Raw genomic sequence first — 19,254 nt, forward strand, 5'->3', positions numbered from 1 at the left:
TTCGGTTGAAAACGCGGATAATCTTGAGAACAATGCTGATCTCCAAATATTCCGCGCCGGAGTTCGATCCGTACGGCGACAACACGCACGATGAGCCCAACACGCTGTGGCCCGCGCCGGTCGCCAGCGGTCCCCTGAACGCGTCGGTGTCGCTTCCCGGGTCGAAGTCGCTCACGGCCAGGGAGCTGATCCTCGCTGCCCTCGCCGACGGCCCGTCGCTCCTGCGCGCGCCCCTGCACTCGCGCGACAGCCAGAACATGGTCGAGGCCCTGCGCGCCCTCGGGGTCGGCATCGAGGAGAAGGCGGGCGCCGGCGAGTTCGGCCCCGACCTGCTCGTCACCCCGGCCGAGGAGCTGCTGGGGAGCACCACGATCGACTGCGGCCAGGCCGGCACCGTGATGCGCTTCGTGCCACCGATCGCCGGGCTGGCGCTCGGACCGACCATGTTCGACGCCGACGACTCGGCGCGCGGCCGCCCGATGGGCTCCATCATCCGCTCGCTCCGCGACCTCGGCGTCGACATCAACGACGACGGTCGCGGCTCGCTGCCGTTCACCGTGCACGGCACGGGATCCGTCGCCGGCGGCGCCATCACGATCGACGCGTCGTCGTCGAGCCAGTTCGTCAGCGCCCTGCTCCTCTCCGCCTCCCGCTTCGACGCCGGCCTCGACCTCACGCACGAGGGCGAGCGCCTGCCGAGCCTCCCGCACATCGCGATGACCATCGCCACCCTCGCGGCGCGCGGTGTCACGGTCGAGTCACCGGAGGTCGGGCGCTGGATCGTGCATCCGGGCCCCATCGCCGCACTCGACGTCGACATCGAGCCCGACCTCTCCAACGCGGCACCGTTCCTGGCCGCCGCCGTGGTGACAGGCGGTTCCGTGACGATCACCGGATGGCCGTCCCTGACCACGCAGGTCGGAGCGGACCTCGCCGACCTCCTCCCCCTCTTCGGCGCGACCGTCACCCGCGACGGCGACCGCCTCACGGTCACGGGCGCCGACACGATCCAGGGCGTGACGCTCGATCTCACCACCGGAGGCGAGCTCGCGCCGGCCCTCGTCGCGATCGCCGCCCTGGCCGACGGGCCGAGCGAGATCACCGGCATCGGCCACATCCGGCACCACGAGACCGATCGGCTCGCCGCCCTCGTCGCCGAGATCAACGGCCTGGGCGGCGCGGTCACCGAGCTGCCGGACGGCCTGCGCATCGAACCGCGCCCGCTCACGGGCGGGGTCTGGCGCAGCTACGAAGACCACCGGATGGCCACGGCCGGCGCCATCATCGGCCTCGCCGTCGCCGGCGTCGAGATCGAGAACGTGGCCACGACGGCCAAGACGCTGCCGCAGTTCACGCAGCTCTGGGCGCGGCTGGTCGAGGAAGGCACCGCCTAGATGTCGTGGTGGGCTGACGACGAGGACGAGCCGGACGAGTACGACGAGTACGACGAAGCCGACATCCGTTCCCGGCCCAACCCGAAGGGCAACCGCCCGCGCACCAAGACCCGGCCCGAACACACGGATGCGCGGATCGCGCGCGTGCTCGGCGTCGATCGCGGCCGGTACACGGTGCTGCTCGACGAGGACACGCCCGACGAACGGCAGGTGACGGCCGCGCGGGCGAGCGAACTGCGCCGCCAGGCCATCGTTACGGGCGACCGTGTCGCCGTCGTGGGCGACACCACCGGCGAAGACGGGACGCTCGGACGCATCGTGCGCATCGAGCCCCGCACGACCCTGCTGCGCCGGAGCGCCGACGACACCGACGAGGTCGAGCGGGTCGTCGTCGCCAACGCCGACCAGATGCTGATCATGGTCGCCGCCGCTAATCCGGAACCGCGCACGCGACTCGTCGACCGCTACCTGGTCGCAGCCTTCGACGCCGGGATCCGGCCGATGCTCTGCGTGACGAAGATCGACCTGGCCGACCCCGGGCCGTTCCTGGAGAACTTCGCCGGGCTCGACCTCCCCGTCTTCACCAGCCGGGAGGACGACATCCCCGTCGACGCCATCAAGGCGGCGCTCGTCGGCCACGACACCGTGGTGGTCGGGCATTCGGGCGTCGGCAAGTCGACGCTGGTGAACCAGATCGTCCCCGGAGCGAAACGGGCGACGGGCCATGTGAACGTCGTGACGGGCCGCGGCCGCCACACCTCGTCGTCGACGGTGTCGCTGCGCGTGGAGAACGGCGAAGGGCACGGCTGGGTCATCGACACCCCCGGCGTGCGCTCGTTCGGCCTCGGGCACATCAACACCGACAGCATCCTCAAGTCGTTCACCGATCTGGCCGAGCTCGCCGAGGACTGCCCCCGCGGCTGCACCCATCTGCCGGATGCCCCCGACTGCGCCATCAACGAGGCGGTCAGGGCCGGCCGACTGGGCGACATCGGCCGGGCGCGCCTCGACTCGCTGCAGCGCCTGCTCACGACGTTCGCCCACTGATCCCGGCCGACGCGCCCGCGACCGCCTCGAGCGCGACAGAATGGGAGCATGAGTGATGTGCGACTTGAAGCAGGCGAGAAGGCACCAGCGTTCTCGCTGAAGGACCAGGACGGCGCGACCGTCTCGCTCGGTGATTTCTCCGGAGAGAACGTGATCGTCTACTTCTATCCGGCCGCGATGACACCCGGATGCACGACCGAGGCGTGCGACTTCCGCGACAACCTCAACTCGCTGAAGTCCGCCGGCTACCAGGTGATCGGCATCTCGAAGGACGCGCCGGCCAAGAACAAGCAGTTCCAGGAGCAGGACGGGCTCAACTTCCCGCTGCTCTCCGATGAGGACCTCGCGGTCCATCAGGCCTACGGCGCGTACGGCGAGAAGAAGCTCTACGGCAAGACCGTGACCGGCGTGCTGCGCTCGACGTTCGTGGTCGACCCCGACGGGAGCGTGCGGCTTCCGCTGTACAACGTCAAGGCCACCGGACACGTCGCCAGCCTCCGGAAGAAGCTCGGCATCGACTGAAAAATACAAATATTTACAATGCGTGATTCTGGATTCTAGAGTCGACAACGCGGCGGATCCTCGCCGCATATCGTCACAAGGAGCTCCACCAGATGAACGCAGTCGCCGAGCAGGCCCAACCCCTTCCCACATCACGTATCGCAGATCCCGCCCCGCTCGGACTCACGGCGTTCGCCCTGACCACCGTTCTGCTGAACCTCGCGAACGCGGGCATCGTGCCCGAAGCCGCCGTGGTCGCCGTGAGCATGGGGCTGTTCTGCGGCGGCTTCGCGCAGTTGGTCGCGGGAATGTGGGAGTTCGCTCGCGGGAACACCTTCGGCGCGACGGCGTTCTCGGCGTACGGGGCGTTCTGGCTGTCGTACTGGTGGCTGCAATCCACCGCGGGGGTCGCGGAACAGGCGGGCGGCACCGGGTTCGGCATCTACCTGCTCTGCTGGGGGCTCTTCACCGTGCTCATGACCATCGCCTCGGCCAAGACGGACGGTGCGACGCTGGCCACCTTCAGCCTCCTGACGGTGACGCTCCTGATCCTGGCCTTCGGTGACCTCACCGGCACGGTGGGGCTGACCCGCGTCGGAGGCTGGTTCGGTCTCTTGACCGCAGCAGCCGCCCTGTACACCGCGTGGGCCGGCGTCATGAACGCCACCTGGAAACGTTCGGTGCTGCCGGTCTGGCCGCGCGCGTAGAGCGATAGGCGTGCTGCCGCGGCGACAGCGGGAACGCGAGGGCGGCACGCCTCAGTGGCGCTCTGGCGCCGTCGGAGTGATGGGGCGACCAATCGGTCGCCCCATCGCCTATTCAGGCCGTGGCGCCCCGCCAGTGGTCGCTCTGACCACCTGAGGGCTGAGCGCGAGCAGGATCGCGACGACCGCGGGCACGAGCAGCGCCCAGCCCAGCGCCGGCTGTGCGTACAGGCCCTGGAACGAGCCGACGGCCACCGCGATCTGCAGGATCTGGATGGTCACGGTCGAGGCCCGCGACCAGCCGCGTGCGCGCAGGACGCCGATCGCGGTACCGGTGACCCACACGGCCGCTGCGACGACGAGTACGACGATGGCGACGGCGCTCGCGAACGACTGCGGCTTCAGCGTCAGGAGGTCGACGAGGAGCCAGACCGCCAGTGCGGCCACCAGAGCCGCCTCGAGGAACATCAGAACGGCGAGGGCGACGAGCAGAGGAGGCCGGCTCACGGCGCCTGCCTTCACGCCGTCGGAGGTGCGGTCCGGGTCGGTGGGCTCGCCCTCCGAGGGGGCGGGAACTATATCATCCATGCGTTTCCGACTCGTGTTCACAGCGTTATCCCATACAAAACTATTGATTCAGATTATGCGCTATGGGAGCATATTTGAGGTCGAGTTAGCGCTCACAGGGTCGTGGGCAGGTCTATCCCCTCGGATCAACGCACCCTGAACTCGACTGCTTACCACGCATTCTAGGCCGATCGGCCATGCACTCAGCAATTAAAGGAGCACTAACCATGGACTGGCGCGACAAAGCTGCCTGCCTCACCGCGGACCCCGAGTTGTTCTTCCCTGTCGGCAACACCGGGCCCGCCGTCGACCAGATCGACAAGGCGAAGACCGTCTGCGCTCGTTGCACCGTCACCGAGATCTGCCTGCAGTACGCACTCGAGACCGGCCAGGACTCCGGCGTCTGGGGCGGCCTCTCCGAAGACGAGCGTCGCGCTCTCAAGCGCCGCGCCGCTCGCGCCCGCCGCGCGTCCTAGTATCGTCACCCGGCGCCACCGAGGCCTCTGCCGCTCCTCCCTACACCTAGCAGATGGAGGAGCGCAGAGGGACCTCGGTTTTTCTGTGTCCGGATCGCGCGCCGCGCGTACCGGCGGGGCCGCTCAGGACTTGTTGAGGTAGCGCAACGGGATCTCGATCGTTACCTCGGTGCCCTGTCCCATCAAGGTGTGCCAGTCGATCGTGCCGCCCAGCTCGCCCTGGATGAGCGTGCGCACGATCTGCGTTCCGAGTCCGCTGCCGACCTTGCCCTCGGGCAGACCGGAGCCGTTGTCGACCACTTTGACCGTGAGCGACTCCTTCGACCGGTGGGCGATGATCTCCACCTGACCCTCGCGACCGGCGAGCCCGTGTTCGACGGCGTTGGTCACCAGCTCGGTGAGCGCGAGCGCCAGCGGGGTGGCGTACTCGCTGGGGAGCTCGCCGAAGCTGCCGGACGACTTCGGATGCACGGTCGTGTTGTGACTCGACGCCACCTCGGCCACCAGCAGCAGCACGCGATCGAACACGTCGTCGAAGTCGACGATCTGCGCCAGACCGGTCGAGAGCGTGTCGTGCACGACCGCGATGGCCGCCACGCGCCGCATCGCCTGGCTGAGGGCCTCACGCGCCTCCTCGGAGTGCGTGCGGCGCGCCTGGATGCGCAGCAGCGAGGCCACCGTCTGCAGGTTGTTCTTGACCCGGTGGTGGATCTCGCGGATGGTCGCGTCTTTCGTGATCAGTTCGCGCTCCTGGTGGCGCATCTCGCTGACGTCGCGGCAGAGCACGATCGCGCCGACCCGCTCGCCCCGGTTGCGGATCGGGATGGCCCGCAGCGAGACGGTCACGCCGCGCGCTTCGATGTCGGTGCGCCAGGGGGCACGGCCCGTGACGACGAGCGGGAGCGACTCGTCGACGGTCATCCGGCCGGTGAGCAGTCGCGTGGTGACGGCCGCGAGGGACTCCCCCTCGAGCTCGTCGGTGAAGCCCATCCGGTTGAACGCCGAGAGGGCGTTCGGGCTGGCGAACGTGGTGATGCCGTCGACATCGAGGCGGATGAGGCCGTCGGACGCGCGCGGAGCGCCTCGGCGCGGCCCGGTCGGGGCGCCGAGGTCGGGGAAGTCGCCGGTGGCGATCATGTTGAAGAGGTCGTTGGCGCAGTCGTTGAACGTGAGTTCCTGGCGGCTGGGGGTGCGCGCCTCGCTGAGGTTGCTGTGCCGCGTGATCACCGCGACCGGCAGCTCCGCCGTCTGGGCCGAGTTGACATTGATGCGCCGGATGACGGGCACCGCCCGCACGCGCGTCGGCGTCTCCTCGAACCAGTCGGGCGCCGAGGTGTCGATGATCTGCTTGGTCTCGTAGGCCTCGGTGACCTGCTGCCGCCATTCCGGCTTGATGCGCTGGCCGACGAAGTCCCGGTAGAACAGCGTCGCGGCGCTCGATGGCCGAGCGTGAGCGACGGCGACGAAGTCGTCGTCTTCCGTCGGCACCCAGAGCACGATGTCGGCGAACGCGAGGTCGGCGAGCAACTGCCAGTCGCCGACCAGTCCGTGCAGCCAATCGACGTCGGCCTCCGAAGAGCGGCCCTGGGCAAGCACGAGATCACTGAGCGTCGACACCCACCCAGTCTAGGCAGAACCCCGAGAGCATCACGAAAGTTATCCACAGCGCGTTGGTGCCCTGGACTCATCATCCCGCCCCTGGTTGAGTGGCACCCAGGACGGCCGGCGCGGCGGGGAGAACGTGCGGGACGTCGGCCGGAGAATGCCGTGCCGCCGCTGGAAGAACGAGGGGACCACCATGAGCACAGCTGTCGACTACGACGTCCGAGAACCACCGGAGGCAGCACCCCTGCGGGCCGCTGGCGATCGGACATCTCGGCAGCGACGCTGGCGGCATGTCACTCCGCCGCCCGGCGCCGCCGAGCCGGAACAGGCTGCTCCCGCGACCTCCGCGAACACCGCACTGGCCGCTGTGACACCGGTTCGCCCGTATCCGGATGCCGCGGCCGGCGATGTCGCGCTCGACCCGGCCCCGCTCCTGGTCAACCTCACCCGCTGCGTCGTCGAGATCCTCGCCGGCGTGCGCAACCTCGACCAGCTGTCGCGCTGGGTGACCGACGACGTGCACACCCACCTCGTGCGCCGCGTGACGATCGCGGCACGCGCGCGGGCGATGAGCGGCGCCCAGGCGCAGCGCCCACGGCTCGTCGTCGGAGAGCCGATCGTCTCACGACCCAGCGACGGGGTGATCGAAGCCGTCGTGATGGTTCATCAGCCGGCGCGGTCGCGCGCGGTGGCGATCCGGCTCGACGAGTTGGGAGGGCGATGGCGCGCGAGCGCCATCACGGTGCTGTGAGCCGTACGGCCGCGAACCGGCGGTCACGACGGCACGTCAGAACGTGAGCAGCCCCCGACGGCGGAATTGCGCGACCACCCGCGCCACCAGCTCCGCCGTCGGCGGCTGCGTGTCTGTCAATGTGTAATCGATCCCGAGGCGTTCCCACTTTCCCGCGCCGAGCTGATGGAAGGGCAGCACCTCGACGCGCTGCACGTTCGGCCACCGCTGCACGATGTCGGCGACGGCCTCGACGTTCTCCGGGTCGTCGGACAGCCCCGGGACCAGCACGAAGCGCACCCACACCGGCACGGCGGCGCGCGCCAGCCGATCGCCGAAGTCAATGGTGGGCTGAAGCTCGGCCGTCGTCACCTCCCGATAGGTGCCGGCGATACCCGACTTCACGTCCAGGAACACCAGGTCGAGATCGTCGAGCAAGGCGTCCGACGCGCGGCGGCCCAGGTTCCCGCTCGTGTCGAGGACGGTGTGGACGCCCATCGCCCGCGTGGCCCGAGCCAGCCGTGCGACGAAGGCCGACTGCAGCAGGGGTTCGCCGCCGGAGATCGTGAGCCCGCCTCCGGTCGCCTGGAAGATACGGCGATACCGCTCGACCCGTCGCACGACCTCGTCCAACGTCGTGGTGACACCGTCCCGCATCTTCCACGTGTCCGGGTTGTGGCAGTAGCGGCACCGCAGCGGACAGCCGTTGAGGAACAGCGTCATGCGGGTACCCGGGCCGTCGACGGCGGTGACCAGCTCCCAGGAGTGGATGCTGGCCACGCGACCGTCTCGGCGCGCGGCCAGCTCCTCGCTGCGGGAGAGGGCATCCGGTGACGGCCCGGGCCCCACCTCAGACTCCCGCGTGGAACGTGCGGTTGAGCACGTCCAGCTGCTGCTCACGGGTGAGGCGGACGAAGTTGACCGCGTACCCGCTCACCCGGATGGTGAGCTGGGGGTACTCCCCCGGGTTCTCCATGGCGTCGATCAGCGTCTCCCGATCGAGCACGTTCACGTTCATGTGATACCCGGATGACGCCGTGTAGGCATCGATGACACCGACGAGATTGTCCACCTGCTCGTCCCGCTCCCGCCCGAGCCCGCTGGGTACCACCGTGATCGTCAGAGAGATCCCGTCCTGAGCGGACTCGAACGGCAGCTTGGCCACCGACAGCCCGCTGGCGAGCATCCCGTGCGAATCGCGGCCGTTCATCGGATTGGCGCCCGGAGCGAACGGCTCCCCGGCACGGCGGCCGTCGGGGGTGTTGCCTGTCGCTTTGCCGTACACGACATTCGAAGTGATCGTGAGCACCGACTGGGTGTGCTCGGCCTGGCGGTACGTCTCATGGCGGCGGATCATCTCCATGAACTGTTCGACCAGCTCGACGGCGATGGTGTCGACACGGTCGTCGTCGTTCCCGAAGGCCGGGAACTCGCCCTCGATCAGGTAGTCGACGATGAGGCCGCTCTCGTCGCGAACGGGCGAGACGGTGGCGTGCTTGATCGCGGAGAGCGAGTCGGCCACGACGGACAGCCCGGCGATGCCGCAGGCGAGTGTGCGCTTGACGTCTCCGTCGTGCAGCGCCATCTCGAGCCGCTCGTAGGCGTACTTGTCGTGCATGTAGTGGATGGCGTTGAGGGCGTCTACGTAGGTCTCGGCGAGCCACTCCATCGTGCGGTTGAAGGCCGGACGCACCTTCTCGTAGTCCAGCACGTCACCGGCGTACGGCGCCGACTTCGGAGCGACCTGCGTGCCGGTCAGCTCGTCGCGACCGCCGTTCAGCGCGTACAGCAGAGCCTTCGCGAGGTTCACCCGCGCCCCGAAGAACTGCATCTGCTTGCCGACGGTCATCGGTGAGACACAGCAGGCGATCGCGGCATCGTCTCCGCACGCCGACCGGATGAGCGCATCCGACTCGTACTGGATGGCGCTGGTATCGATGGAGACCTGTGCGCAGAACCGCTTGAACCCCTCCGGGAGCGCTGCCGACCAGAACACGGTGAGGTTCGGCTCTGGCGCCGGCCCGAGGTTGTAGAGCGTCTGCAGCATCCGGAAGGCCGTCTTGGTGACCAGGGTGCGACCGTCGTCGCCGGTGCCGCCGATCGACTCCGTGACCCAGGTGGGGTCGCCGCTGAAGAGGGCGTCGTATTCCGGCGTCCGCAGGAAGCGCACGATCCGCAGCTTGATGACGAGATCGTCGATGAGCTCCTGCGCCCGGTTCTCGGTGAGCAGACCGCGGGCCAGGTCGCGCTCGATGTAGACATCGAGGAATCCCGCGTTACGCCCGAACGACATCGCCGCGCCGTTCTGCTCTTTGACCGCACCGAGGTACGCGAAGTACAGCCACTGCACGGCCTGGTGCGCCGTCTCGGCCGGGCGGGAGATGTCGAAGCCGTAGTCCGCCGCCATCACCGTCAGCTCCTTCAGAGCGCGGATCTGCTCGGCGTTCTCCTCCCGGCGCCTGATCACGGTCTCGGTGGTGAACTCCTCGTCGAGCTCGGCGCGCTCCCGCTTCTTGTCCGCGATGAGGGCATCGACCCCGTACAGGGCGACGCGGCGATAGTCGCCGATGATGCGGCCCCGGCCGTAGGCATCCGGCAGTCCGGTGATCAGATGGCTGCTGCGCGCACGCCGCACCGACGACGGGTACACGTCGAAGACGCCGTCGTTGTGGGTCTTGCGGTAGCGCGTGAAGATCGAGGCGACCTCCTGGTCGACCTCGTAGCCGTATGTCTTGAGCGCGCCCTCGACCATGCGCCAGCCGCCGTTGGGCATGATCGCGCGCTTGAGCGGCGCGTCGGTCTGAAGGCCGACGATCAGCTCGTTCTCCTGGTCGATGTAACCGGGGAGGTGCGAGGTGATCGTCGACGGAGTGTGGGGGTCGACGTCGTACACCCCGCGCTCGCGCTCCTCGGGGAACAGCTCGGAGAGCCTGCCCCAGATGCCCCGTGTGCGCGCCGTCGCCCCTTCGAGGAAGTGGTGGTCACCGTCGTAGGGCTGATAGTTGCGCTGGATGAAGTCGCGCACGTCGATGGAGACGCGCCACGGCCCTGCGACGAAGCCCTCCCAGGCCGCCGCGACGCCCGTCTCGTCACTCCCCGCGTCTGTTCCGGCACGCGTTCCGGTGTGCTCGACGATGCTCATGGTTCTTCGCCCTCCTCGTGGGATCGTGCGTTCCCGCGGGGACGGATTCACCCCACGATGCAACGCTGCGGGGCGAGCGACGCCCGCCGTCTCGCTGGGCGACGAGCCACTCGTCCTAGCCTCAACGCTAGGCAGCGGCGGGCGCGTCACACCCGGCGGCGGCCGGGTTCCGTGCAGGGGAGGAACGAAAGAACGGGGCCGCCACCGGTTGCTGAACCGATGACGACCCCGTCTACGTGGACGTTCTCTAGCGCTTGCGCTCCTGCGCCCGGCGCTCGGCGCGGTTGGTCGGAGCCGCCTGGTCGCCGTCGATCTTCTGACCGAAGGCACCGCGCTGCGTGGCGCCCTGCGCGGGAGGCGCGGCGGGCTCGTTGGCCTGCTGCGCTGCGCGCTGTGCACGGGCGGTGGCGCCCTGCTCGATCTGGCCGCGCTGATTGCGCACCTCGACACCGCCGGCGTCGCTCGGAGCCGAGTAGCTGAGGCGCGGCTCGTTCTCACCCCGGCCGAGACCCTTGGCCGCGACGCTGGGCGACTCGACCTCACCGGGAGCCTGGTTGACCTCGACTTCGAGGTTGAACAGGAAGCCGACGGTCTCCTCGCGGATGGATCCCATCATCTGCTGGAACATGGCGTAGCCCTCGCGCTGGTACTCGACCAGCGGGTCGCGCTGCGCCATCGCCCGCAAGCCGATGCCGTCCTTGAGGTAGTCCATCTCGTACAGGTGGTCGCGCCAGCGACGGTCGATGACCGAGAGCACGACGCGGCGCTCCAGCTCGCGCATCGCCGACGATCCGAGCGACTCCTCGCGGTTCTGGTAGGCGATGCGGGCGTCGGAGAGGATCTCGCGGCGCATGAACTCGCGGTTGATCTTGCCCTTGTTGCCCGCCTCGGTGATGACCTCGTCGATGGTCACGCCCACCGGGTAGAGCGTCTTGAGCTCGGCCCACAGGGCGTCGAAGTCCCAGTCGTCTCCGTTGCCCTCGCCGGTGTGCGAGTCGAGGATGTCGTCGATCACGTCGGTGAGGAACTGCTGCGTGCGCTCGTGGAGGTCGTCGCCCTCCAGGATGTGGCGACGGTCGCCGTAGATCGCCTCGCGCTGGCGGTTCAGGACGTCGTCGTACTTGAGCACGTTCTTGCGGATCTCGGCGTTGCGGGCCTCGACCTGCGACTGCGCACTGCGGATCGCGCGGCTGACGACCTTCGACTCGATGGCCAGGTCGTCCGGAACGTTTCCGCGGCCCATCAGGCTCTCGGCCGCACCGGCGTTGAAGAGGCGCATCAGGTCGTCGGTGAGCGACAGGTAGAAGCGGCTCTCACCGGGGTCGCCCTGACGGCCGGAACGACCGCGCAGCTGGTTGTCGATGCGCCGGGACTCGTGGCGCTCCGTTCCCAGAACGTAGAGTCCGCCGGCGTCGATGACCTTGTCCGCCTCGATGGCGACGGTGTCCTTCACCGCGGTGAATACCTCATCCCACGCGGCCTCGTACTCGTCGGGGGTGTCGACCGGCGACAGTCCGCGGCTGTTCATCTCGGCGACCGCGAGGAACTCGGCGTTGCCGCCGAGCATGATGTCCGTTCCACGGCCGGCCATGTTGGTGGCGACCGTGACCGAGCCGAGCCGGCCAGCCTGGGCGACGATGGCCGCCTCACGCGCGTGGTTCTTGGCGTTCAGAACCTCGTGGCGCACGCCCTTCTTGGCGAGCAGACGCGAGAGGTATTCGCTCTTCTCGACGCTCGTGGTGCCCACGAGCACCGGCTGGCCCTTCTCGTGCCGCTCGGCGATGTCTTCGACGACCTGGGCGAACTTGGCCTGCTCGTTCTTGTAGACGAGGTCGGACTGGTCGATGCGCTTCATCGGCTTGTTGGTGGGGATCGGGACCACACCGAGCTTGTAGGTGCTCATGAACTCGGCGGCCTCGGTCTCGGCCGTACCCGTCATGCCCGACAGCTTCTTGTAGAGGCGGAAGTAGTTCTGAAGGGTGACCGTGGCGAGCGTCTGGTTCTCCGCCTTGACCTCGACGCCTTCTTTGGCCTCGATGGCCTGGTGGATGCCCTCGTTGTAGCGACGGCCCATCAGGATGCGGCCGGTGTGCTCGTCGACGATGAGCACCTCGCCGTTCATCACGACGTAGTCCTTGTCGCGCTTGAAGAGCGCATTCGCCTTGATGGCGTTGTTCAGGAACGAGATGAGCGGGGTGTTCGCCGACTCGTACAGGTTGTCGATGCCGAGGTAGTCCTCGACCTTCTCGATGCCGGGCTCGAGCACACCGACGGTGCGCTTCTTCTCGTCGACCTCGAAGTCGACGTCGGGCTCGAGGCGCTTCGCCAGGCTCGCGAACTCGTTGAACCAGCGGTTGGCCTCGCCTGAGGACGGACCGGAGATGATCAGCGGCGTGCGGGCCTCGTCGATGAGGATCGAGTCGACCTCGTCGACGATCGCGAAGAAGTGGCCGCGCTGCACCATGTCGCTCGCCTGCCACGCCATGTTGTCGCGCAGGTAGTCGAAGCCGAACTCGTTGTTGGTGCCGTAGGTGATGTCGGACGCGTACTGCTCGCGGCGCTCCTCCGGCGTCTGACCGGACAGGATCACGCCGGTGGTCATGCCGAGGGCGCGGTAGACGCGGCCCATCAGTTCGGACTGGTAGCTGGCGAGGTAGTCGTTGACCGTGATGACGTGCACGCCACGGCTGGCGATGGCGTTCAGGTAGGCCGCGGTCGTCGCGACCAGGGTCTTGCCCTCACCGGTCTTCATCTCGGCGATGTTGCCGAGATGAAGCGCGGCGCCGCCCATGATCTGCACATCGAAGTGACGCATCCCGAGGGTGCGCTTCGCGGCCTCGCGCACGGCCGCGAACGCCTCGGGCAGGAGGTCGTCGAGCGACTCGCCGTTGCTGTACCGCTCGCGCAGTTCGACGGTCTCATGCATCAGCTCTTCGTCGGTCAGCTCGCTGAAGTCGTCTTCGAGCGCGTTCACCGCTTTGGCATACGCCTCCAGCCGACGGAGGGTGCGACCCTCACCGACTCGGAGGACCTTTTCCAGTACTGAGGCCACCTATGCACTCCACTTGTCTATCTTGCCGGTCCGGACGCTGCTCGACCGGGAACGAAACTCTCACAATGCTAGTGGGTTGGCCAGGTGCTTTCCTGAGAACGGACGCCGATGGGCACCGCCGCCTGGGCGGCGCCCATCGGCGCGTCGGGCAGGCAGCCGATCAGCTGCCGAGCTTGCGGCTGGCCGTCGCCACCTCCTGCAGTTCCTCGGCCTCCTCATCGAGCGCGATCACACCGTAGTCCCAGCCTTTGCGGCGGTACACGACGCTCGGGCGCGCGGATTCCTGGTCGATGAAGAGGTAGAAGTCGTGGCCGACGAGCTCCATGTAGTAGAGAGCGTCGTCGACGGTCATCGGCACGGAGGCGAACACTTTCTGCCGGATCACGACCGGGCAGTATTCGTCCTCTGCCTCGACGGCCGCCTCGGCCTCATCGGACACGACGGGGATGCTCCCCGTGCGAACCTGGTCGAGAACGGCGACCGGCGCAGCAGAGATGCCGACGGTGCTGAAGCCGTCGGTGCTGGCCTCGCGGAGCGACGTCGGGCGATGCTGCCCGCGATGCACCTTGCGGCGGTCCTTCGCACGACGCACCCGCTCGAGGAGTTTCCCGAGAGCGATGTCGAACGCCGCGTACTTGTCCGTTCCCGTCGCCTCCGACCGCACGACGGCCTTCGGTCCGACCAGGGTCAGTTCCACCCGGTCGTCGCCGTTCTGGCCGCCAGACTTCTCGTTGTGCCGGCTCACTTTGATCTCGAACGAGATGGCCCGTTCTGCGAGATGCGAGACCTTCGCCGCCTTCTCGGTGGCGTATTCACGGAAGCGATCAGTGATGTCCAGGTTTCGTCCGATGATGTTGATGTCCATTGCGACCTCCCTGATCTGACGTGTCACTCGCCCGATCACGAAGGGCGGGTCATCCACGCCTTTTCGACCACCGTAGTGCCGTCCCGCTCGAATGTGAACAGGTAGAGCCGATCGGTTCGCTGTGCAATCGCTGAGGCTCTACCGAAGGCCGCGACGCCGTCCCCGAAGCGCCGTGTGGGCCACCACAGCGATACCGACGACCACTCCTCCGGCGGCCTCGACGGCGCGTGCTGCCTCGCGCACCGTCGCGCCGGACGTCACAATGTCGTCGACCACGATGCAGTCCGAACCCGCCAAGCGGCGCGGGGCGGAGAACGATCCCGACCTGTTCCGCGCACGGTCGGCGACCGACAATCCGGCCTGGTCGGCGCTCTTCCGCACGAGCCTGAGCCGCTGGGCGGTCGGCAGCCGCGCGCGGCGCAGCAGCAGTTCCGTCGGGTGATATCCGCGCCGCCGAAAGGCCGCCCGCGTCGACGGGATCGTCACCAGAACCACGCGGCCTTCCCGGCGCTCCACCCCGGCATCGGCGAGCGCGGCCAGCACGGATGCCCGGAGGGCGCGCGCAAGCGTCGGGCCGGCGTCCGTTCTGCCGTGGTCCTTGTACGCGAGCACCACCGAACGCACGGCGCCCGCGTAGCCCAGCGCGGTCCAGACCGGTGCGGGCGCGTCGACGTCGCGCACCCGCGCCGGCCGCGGCTCGAGGTCGCGGCGGCACGCGCGGCAGAGGGACCGGTCCGGAGCGCCGCACCCGCTGCAGGTCACCGGGGAGACGACGGAGAGGGCGTCGAGCAGGGCCTCCCGCAGCGGAGGGAGCAGAACGGGGAGCAGCGCACGGAGGTGCGGACGGAGTCGCTCGGCAACGGTCATGCGACGAGCATCCCGTCACCGCGCTCTGCGCAGTGCGCCTCCGACCGGCTCCGTGCACAGCATCGGCCGAGCGCCCCCTGTGGAGTCGCCTGCCCACGTGGAGTCGCCTAGGGCTGCCCCAGCTGCACCGCCACGGCGCTGACCTTGTCGGTCTGGGCCTGCCATCCGGTGCCTGTCGGCGCCTGCAACGACTGGGTCGTCGTGAGCACCAGATACCGGGAGAGCCCTCCGGCTCCGACGATCGTCACGCCGCCGGCCGGCCCCGACGTCGTCACGAGCTGACCGCCGATGGTCTGCTCGGCGATCGACGTCCCACTGCCGGTGGTGGTGCTCAGCACCGCGACATCGAGCTCGCCGATCCACGTCACCGATCGCGGCGTGCCGGTGCCGAGCGCGAGCTCGAGCGGCTCGCTGAGCGTCGTCGGGACCCCGCCTTCGCCGCGGGTGATCCCGGCCGCCACCAGCGAGTACGACGACCCCGACTTCAGCAGCGCGACCAGGCGCGCACCGTCGCGTGAAATGGCCAGCGACAGGATCTGAGACGCCGCCGGCCAGGCGGTCTTCACCGCGTGGTGCGCGCCGTCGGAACCCGTCGCCTGCACCGCCCCCGGCGCATTCCCGGGCACGGTCCACACCCACCCGCCGCCGTCGATCGACGGCGCGATGAGGCCGGGTCTGGTGTCCACTCGCAGCGCATCCGACGTTCGGCGCACCAGGTATGCAGCGCCGTGCGAGAGGACGGCCGCGGCGTCACGCGACGCCGTGAGCGCGACGGACGACGGCTGCAGTGCGACGATCTTGTCGCTCAGCCCGCTGATCGGGGTGACGGTCGACCCGTTGAGCAGGCCGAACTCCCCGGCGCGCGCGACGATGGGGTGGGAGTCGACCGGGGGATCCTGCGTCGGCCGGTTGCTCTCGCTGATCGGCGGGATCTGCTGCACGTTGCCCTCGATCGAGAGCTGCACCGACTGCGCGAGGGTCCCGAGACTCGATTCCAGCTGCAGCTGCATGCGCTCCAGGCCGAGGGTGTCCGCCTGCCCGGCCTGAGAGCTCAGATCGACCTTCGCGACCCCGCCCTCCGTCGTGACGGACGGGAAGGCGAGCTTGGTGCCGTCGGGGAATGCGTTCGTCACCGCCCGCGAGAGCCACTTCGACGGCCCGTCGAGCACGGCGGACGTGACGCGGGTGGCGGCGCTGGCGACGCGGGCGGGGAACCAGCGCGCATCCGGCACCAGGTAGGCGAAGTCGGGGCTGTAGAAGTAGAGCGTCTGCTGCGCGTAGACCGCGTGGAAGGTCGGGTCGTCGATGACGACACCGTTCGGGGCGACGGCGATCCGCCACTCGTCGTCTTCACGCTGGAGTTCGTAGCGCAGACTGACCGGCGCCGTGCTGCTGACCGGATGGTAGGCCCCCACGCTGTCGACGTTGGCCACCGGACTCACATCGACGGTCCACTGGTTCCCCTCGTGGTCGTAGCTGCGGTTGCGGCCGTCGTCGACGGTCACCGACTCGTCGGGGTTCCAGGTCGCCGACATCGATTTGGTCAGGTACTGACGGGCGATCGAGAAGCCGTTCTTCGGGCTCGACGCCGCATCGATGAATCCCTGCACGATGCGCTCGGGGGTCGCTCCCTTGGCGGGCGGCGACGGATTGAAGTCGAGGTCGAGCGGATCGTTCACCTGAGCGATCGGGCCGCCCTGGCGCACGGCGCCGGAGTCCGGGATACTCGCACAAGCGGCCAGCACACCGAGCAGGGCCATCGCGACGGCGGCGACGACGACAGTCCGGATGCGCCCTCTCTTGCGCGGCGCGGTTCGAACGCTCATGCGTGCGCCTCCGTCTCGGCCTCGAGGGCCCCTTCGGCACCGTTGTCCAGCGCACCCGCACCGGCCGAGGGATGCGGCGCGGTGCCGGCGTCGAGCGGCGGCAACGGCAGGGGGGACGACGTGATCTCACGCCCCGGCACGCGCGGGAGCGTCAGCCGGAAGCACGAGCCCGCCCCCGGCGACGACCAGACCTGCAGCCAGCCGGAGTGCAGCGTCGCGTCCTCGAGCGAGATCGCGAGACCGAGTCCGGTGCCCCCGATCGTGCGCTTGCGCGACGGGTCGGCGCGCCAGAAGCGATCGAAGACGTGGTTGACGTCGGCCTGGCTCATGCCGAGGCCGTAATCGCGCACCGAGAGCGCGACGGCGCTCTCGTTGCTGTCGACCGTGACGACCACCGGCCGCCCCTCCCCGTGCTCGATCGCGTTGCCCAGCAGATTGCGCACGATCCGCCGGATGCGCCGCGGATCCATCCCCACGTCGAAGTACCCGCCCGGCGCCTCGAGCCGCAGCTCCGTCCCGTTCTGCTCGGCGAGGGTGCGCATCTCGTCGACCGTGTCGTCGGCGAGCCGCACGAGGTTCGTCGGCTCAGGGTCGAGCACCACGGAGCCGGCGTCATACCGGCTGATCTCGAGGAGGTCCGAGAGGAGGCGGTCGAACCGCTCGATCTGCGTGTGGAGCAGCTCGGCGGTGCGTTCCGTCGCCGGCGGGAAGGACTCGCGCTGGTCGTAGATGACGTCGCCGGCCAGCCGGATGGTCGTGAGCGGCGTGCGGAGCTCGTGGGACACATCGGAGACGAAGCGCTGCTGGAGCTGCGACAGCGCAGCGAGCTGGTTGATCTGGCTCTGCAGGCTGTCGGCCATGCCGTTGAACGAGCGGGCCAGCGAGGCGAAGACGTCTTCACCGCGCTCAGGGATGCGCACGGCGAGGTCGCCGGAGGCGAGACGTTCGCTGGTCTCGGCGGCTACCCGGATGGGCTGCACCACGAAGCGGACGATCACGTACGTGATCGCGCCGATCAGCAGCACGAGCGCGAGGCCGGCGAGCAGCAGGGTGCCCTGCACGAAGACAAGGGTGCTCTCCGCGTCGCTGAGGTTGTACCCGATGTACAGCTCGTAATGCCCGTAGGCGGGCAGCGTGAGCTGGGTCCCCACCACGATCCCCGGATCCGTCGAGCCGTTCCCCGCGGGCAGCGCGACCGACTGGTAGTACTGCTTCGTCCCGCCGTTCTGCACCTGCTTGCGCAGCTGATCGGTGATCACCGCGTTGAGACTGGGGCTCCCCCGGTCGGGCGGAGCGATCGTGGTCGTGTCCTGACCCGGCACGCGATAGGCGGCGATCAGGCGGCTCGACGTCGAGCCGAGAACGGCGGTGAGCGCGCTGCTCAGCAGGTTCTTGCCGGAGTCGCCCGGCGAGACGTCGGCGGCGTTGAGCGCGGACTGCCCGGCCGTCGTCGCGCGGCTGGAGTCGCGCAGCGCCTGGTCGAGCCGAGACTGGTAGAGGTCGTTGCTGATGCTCAGCGACATGTAGACGCCGGTGACCAGGATGGCGACGCCGGTCAGCAGCAGGGTGATCGCGACGGTGCGCACCTGGAGCGAGGTGCGCCAGAGTCGCGCCAGGTGCGACGGCACCTGCCGCCACCACTGTGCGTCCAACCACCGGTACCGCATCGCTCTCGCGGCCTCTGTCCTAGCTGACGGCGCCGGCGCGGTAACCGACCCCGCGCACGGTCATCACGATCTTGGGGTTGTCCGGGTCCTGCTCGACCTTGGCGCGCAGACGCTGCACGTGCACGTTGACCAGTCGGGTGTCGGCCTTGTAGTGATAGCCCCAGACCTGCTCGAGGAGCATCTCGCGGGTGAAGACCTGCTGGGGCTTCGAGGCGAGCGCCAGCAGCAGATCGAACTCGAGCGGCGTGAGGTTGATGCGGCTCTCGCCGCGCTTGACCTCGTGACCGGCGACGTCGACCGTGAGGTCGCCGATGCGGAGCTGCTCGGCGGTGGGCGCACTGCTCGCCGGCCGGAGGCGGGTGCGGATGCGCGCGACGAGCTCTTTGGGATTGAACGGCTTGACCATGTAGTCGTCGGCGCCCGACTCGAGCCCCTTGACCACGTCGGCGGTGTCGGACTTGGCGGTCAGCATGATGACGGGCGTGCCCGACTCCGCGCGGATGCGGGCGCACACCTCGATGCCGTCGAGACCGGGCAGCATCAGGTCGAGGAGCACCAGATCGGGCTTCGACGAACGGAAGATGTCGACGGCCTGCGCCCCGTCTTCGCAGAACACGGGATCGAATCCCTCGGTGCGAAGAACGATGCCGATCATCTCGGCGAGGGCGGTGTCGTCGTCGACCACCAGGATGCGACTGTTCATTTCCCCGTTTCCCACAACGTCCGTCTCGCGGCGCACGCCGCACAAGTCTCGCCACAAGAGTAGTGGAGACACCTGCAGAGCCCGTGAATACGAGCCTTGCGTGCCCTG

At 68.6% G+C, this 19,254-nt stretch carries 16 protein-coding genes; 6 read left to right on the forward strand and 10 right to left on the reverse strand.

All coding sequences use genetic code 11. The features are described 5' to 3' along the window. Positions 1 to 32: 32 nt before the first annotated feature. The 4 genes from aroA to AC1DB1_RS10810 all read left to right on the forward strand — a co-directional run bounded on the left by aroA (position 33) and on the right by AC1DB1_RS10810 (position 3,649). Positions 33 to 1,394 (forward strand): 3-phosphoshikimate 1-carboxyvinyltransferase, encoded by a 1,362-nt coding sequence (aroA, locus tag AC1DB1_RS10795; protein WP_477200765.1) that lies wholly within the window; start codon positions 33 to 35, stop codon positions 1,392 to 1,394. Then, on the forward strand, positions 1,395 to 2,441 hold the full coding sequence (gene rsgA / locus AC1DB1_RS10800; RefSeq protein ID WP_477200766.1) for a ribosome small subunit-dependent GTPase A: 1,047 nt from the start codon (positions 1,395 to 1,397) through the stop codon (positions 2,439 to 2,441). It abuts the gene before it with no gap. A gap of 48 nt (positions 2,442 to 2,489) precedes the next feature. Further along, on the forward strand, positions 2,490 to 2,963 hold the full coding sequence (bcp, locus tag AC1DB1_RS10805) for a thioredoxin-dependent thiol peroxidase (protein WP_477200767.1): 474 nt from the start codon (positions 2,490 to 2,492) through the stop codon (positions 2,961 to 2,963). A gap of 92 nt (positions 2,964 to 3,055) precedes the next feature. After that, complete coding sequence (locus AC1DB1_RS10810; RefSeq protein ID WP_477200768.1) at positions 3,056 to 3,649, forward strand: acetate uptake transporter; 594 nt, start codon at positions 3,056 to 3,058, stop codon at positions 3,647 to 3,649. A gap of 108 nt (positions 3,650 to 3,757) precedes the next feature. Here the strand turns inward: AC1DB1_RS10810 and AC1DB1_RS10815 are convergent, their stop codons facing one another. After that, positions 3,758 to 4,234: a hypothetical protein gene (locus tag AC1DB1_RS10815; protein WP_477200769.1), complete on the reverse strand. Its 477-nt coding sequence runs from the start codon at positions 4,232 to 4,234 to the stop codon at positions 3,758 to 3,760. Between the two features lie 206 nt (positions 4,235 to 4,440). Between AC1DB1_RS10815 and AC1DB1_RS10820 the strand changes: the two genes are divergently transcribed. Beyond that, entirely contained in the window at positions 4,441 to 4,689 is a 249-nt protein-coding gene (locus AC1DB1_RS10820) for a WhiB family transcriptional regulator (protein WP_044442296.1), read from the forward strand. A 123-nt stretch (positions 4,690 to 4,812) separates the two neighbouring features. On the opposite strand, the gene AC1DB1_RS10825 is transcribed toward AC1DB1_RS10820, so the two are convergent. Further along, positions 4,813 to 6,306: a sensor histidine kinase gene (locus AC1DB1_RS10825; RefSeq protein WP_271176292.1), complete on the reverse strand. Its 1,494-nt coding sequence runs from the start codon at positions 6,304 to 6,306 to the stop codon at positions 4,813 to 4,815. 181 nt (positions 6,307 to 6,487) lie between these two features. Here AC1DB1_RS10825 and AC1DB1_RS10830 point away from each other — a divergent pair, with 181 nt between their 5' ends. Next, positions 6,488 to 7,045, forward strand: coding sequence for an Rv3235 family protein (locus AC1DB1_RS10830; RefSeq protein WP_477200770.1), 558 nt, complete (start codon positions 6,488 to 6,490; stop codon positions 7,043 to 7,045). Positions 7,046 to 7,081: 36 nt separating this feature from the next. Here the strand turns inward: AC1DB1_RS10830 and pflA are convergent, their stop codons facing one another. From pflA to mtrA, 8 genes are all read right to left on the reverse strand, one after another. Then, positions 7,082 to 7,873: a pyruvate formate-lyase-activating protein gene (gene pflA, locus AC1DB1_RS10835; protein WP_477200771.1), complete on the reverse strand. Its 792-nt coding sequence runs from the start codon at positions 7,871 to 7,873 to the stop codon at positions 7,082 to 7,084. Position 7,874: 1 nt separating this feature from the next. After that, positions 7,875 to 10,166: a formate C-acetyltransferase gene (gene pflB, locus AC1DB1_RS10840; RefSeq protein ID WP_477200772.1), complete on the reverse strand. Its 2,292-nt coding sequence runs from the start codon at positions 10,164 to 10,166 to the stop codon at positions 7,875 to 7,877. A 247-nt stretch (positions 10,167 to 10,413) separates the two neighbouring features. Next, positions 10,414 to 13,218, reverse strand: a complete 2,805-nt coding sequence (gene secA / locus AC1DB1_RS10845; RefSeq protein WP_271176288.1) for a preprotein translocase subunit SecA — start codon at positions 13,216 to 13,218, stop codon at positions 10,414 to 10,416. A 160-nt stretch (positions 13,219 to 13,378) separates the two neighbouring features. Then, complete coding sequence (gene hpf / locus AC1DB1_RS10850) at positions 13,379 to 14,083, reverse strand: ribosome hibernation-promoting factor, HPF/YfiA family (RefSeq protein WP_271176287.1); 705 nt, start codon at positions 14,081 to 14,083, stop codon at positions 13,379 to 13,381. A 138-nt stretch (positions 14,084 to 14,221) separates the two neighbouring features. Next, entirely contained in the window at positions 14,222 to 14,950 is a 729-nt protein-coding gene (locus AC1DB1_RS10855; RefSeq protein ID WP_477200773.1) for a ComF family protein, read from the reverse strand. Between the two features lie 107 nt (positions 14,951 to 15,057). Continuing rightward, the gene (locus AC1DB1_RS10860; RefSeq protein ID WP_477200774.1) at positions 15,058 to 16,776 is read right to left on the reverse strand and encodes an LpqB family beta-propeller domain-containing protein; all 1,719 of its coding nucleotides are present in this window, start codon (positions 16,774 to 16,776) and stop codon (positions 15,058 to 15,060) included. Beyond that, positions 16,773 to 18,443, reverse strand: coding sequence for an MtrAB system histidine kinase MtrB (mtrB, locus tag AC1DB1_RS10865; protein ID WP_477200775.1), 1,671 nt, complete (start codon positions 18,441 to 18,443; stop codon positions 16,773 to 16,775). Before mtrB ends, AC1DB1_RS10860 begins: the two co-directional genes overlap by 4 nt. Before the next feature lie 19 nt (positions 18,444 to 18,462). Further along, positions 18,463 to 19,146 (reverse strand): MtrAB system response regulator MtrA, encoded by a 684-nt coding sequence (gene mtrA / locus AC1DB1_RS10870; protein WP_271176283.1) that lies wholly within the window; start codon positions 19,144 to 19,146, stop codon positions 18,463 to 18,465. Positions 19,147 to 19,254: the final 108 nt, after the last annotated feature.

This window comes from Leifsonia sp. 10N434, assembly GCF_056394405.1.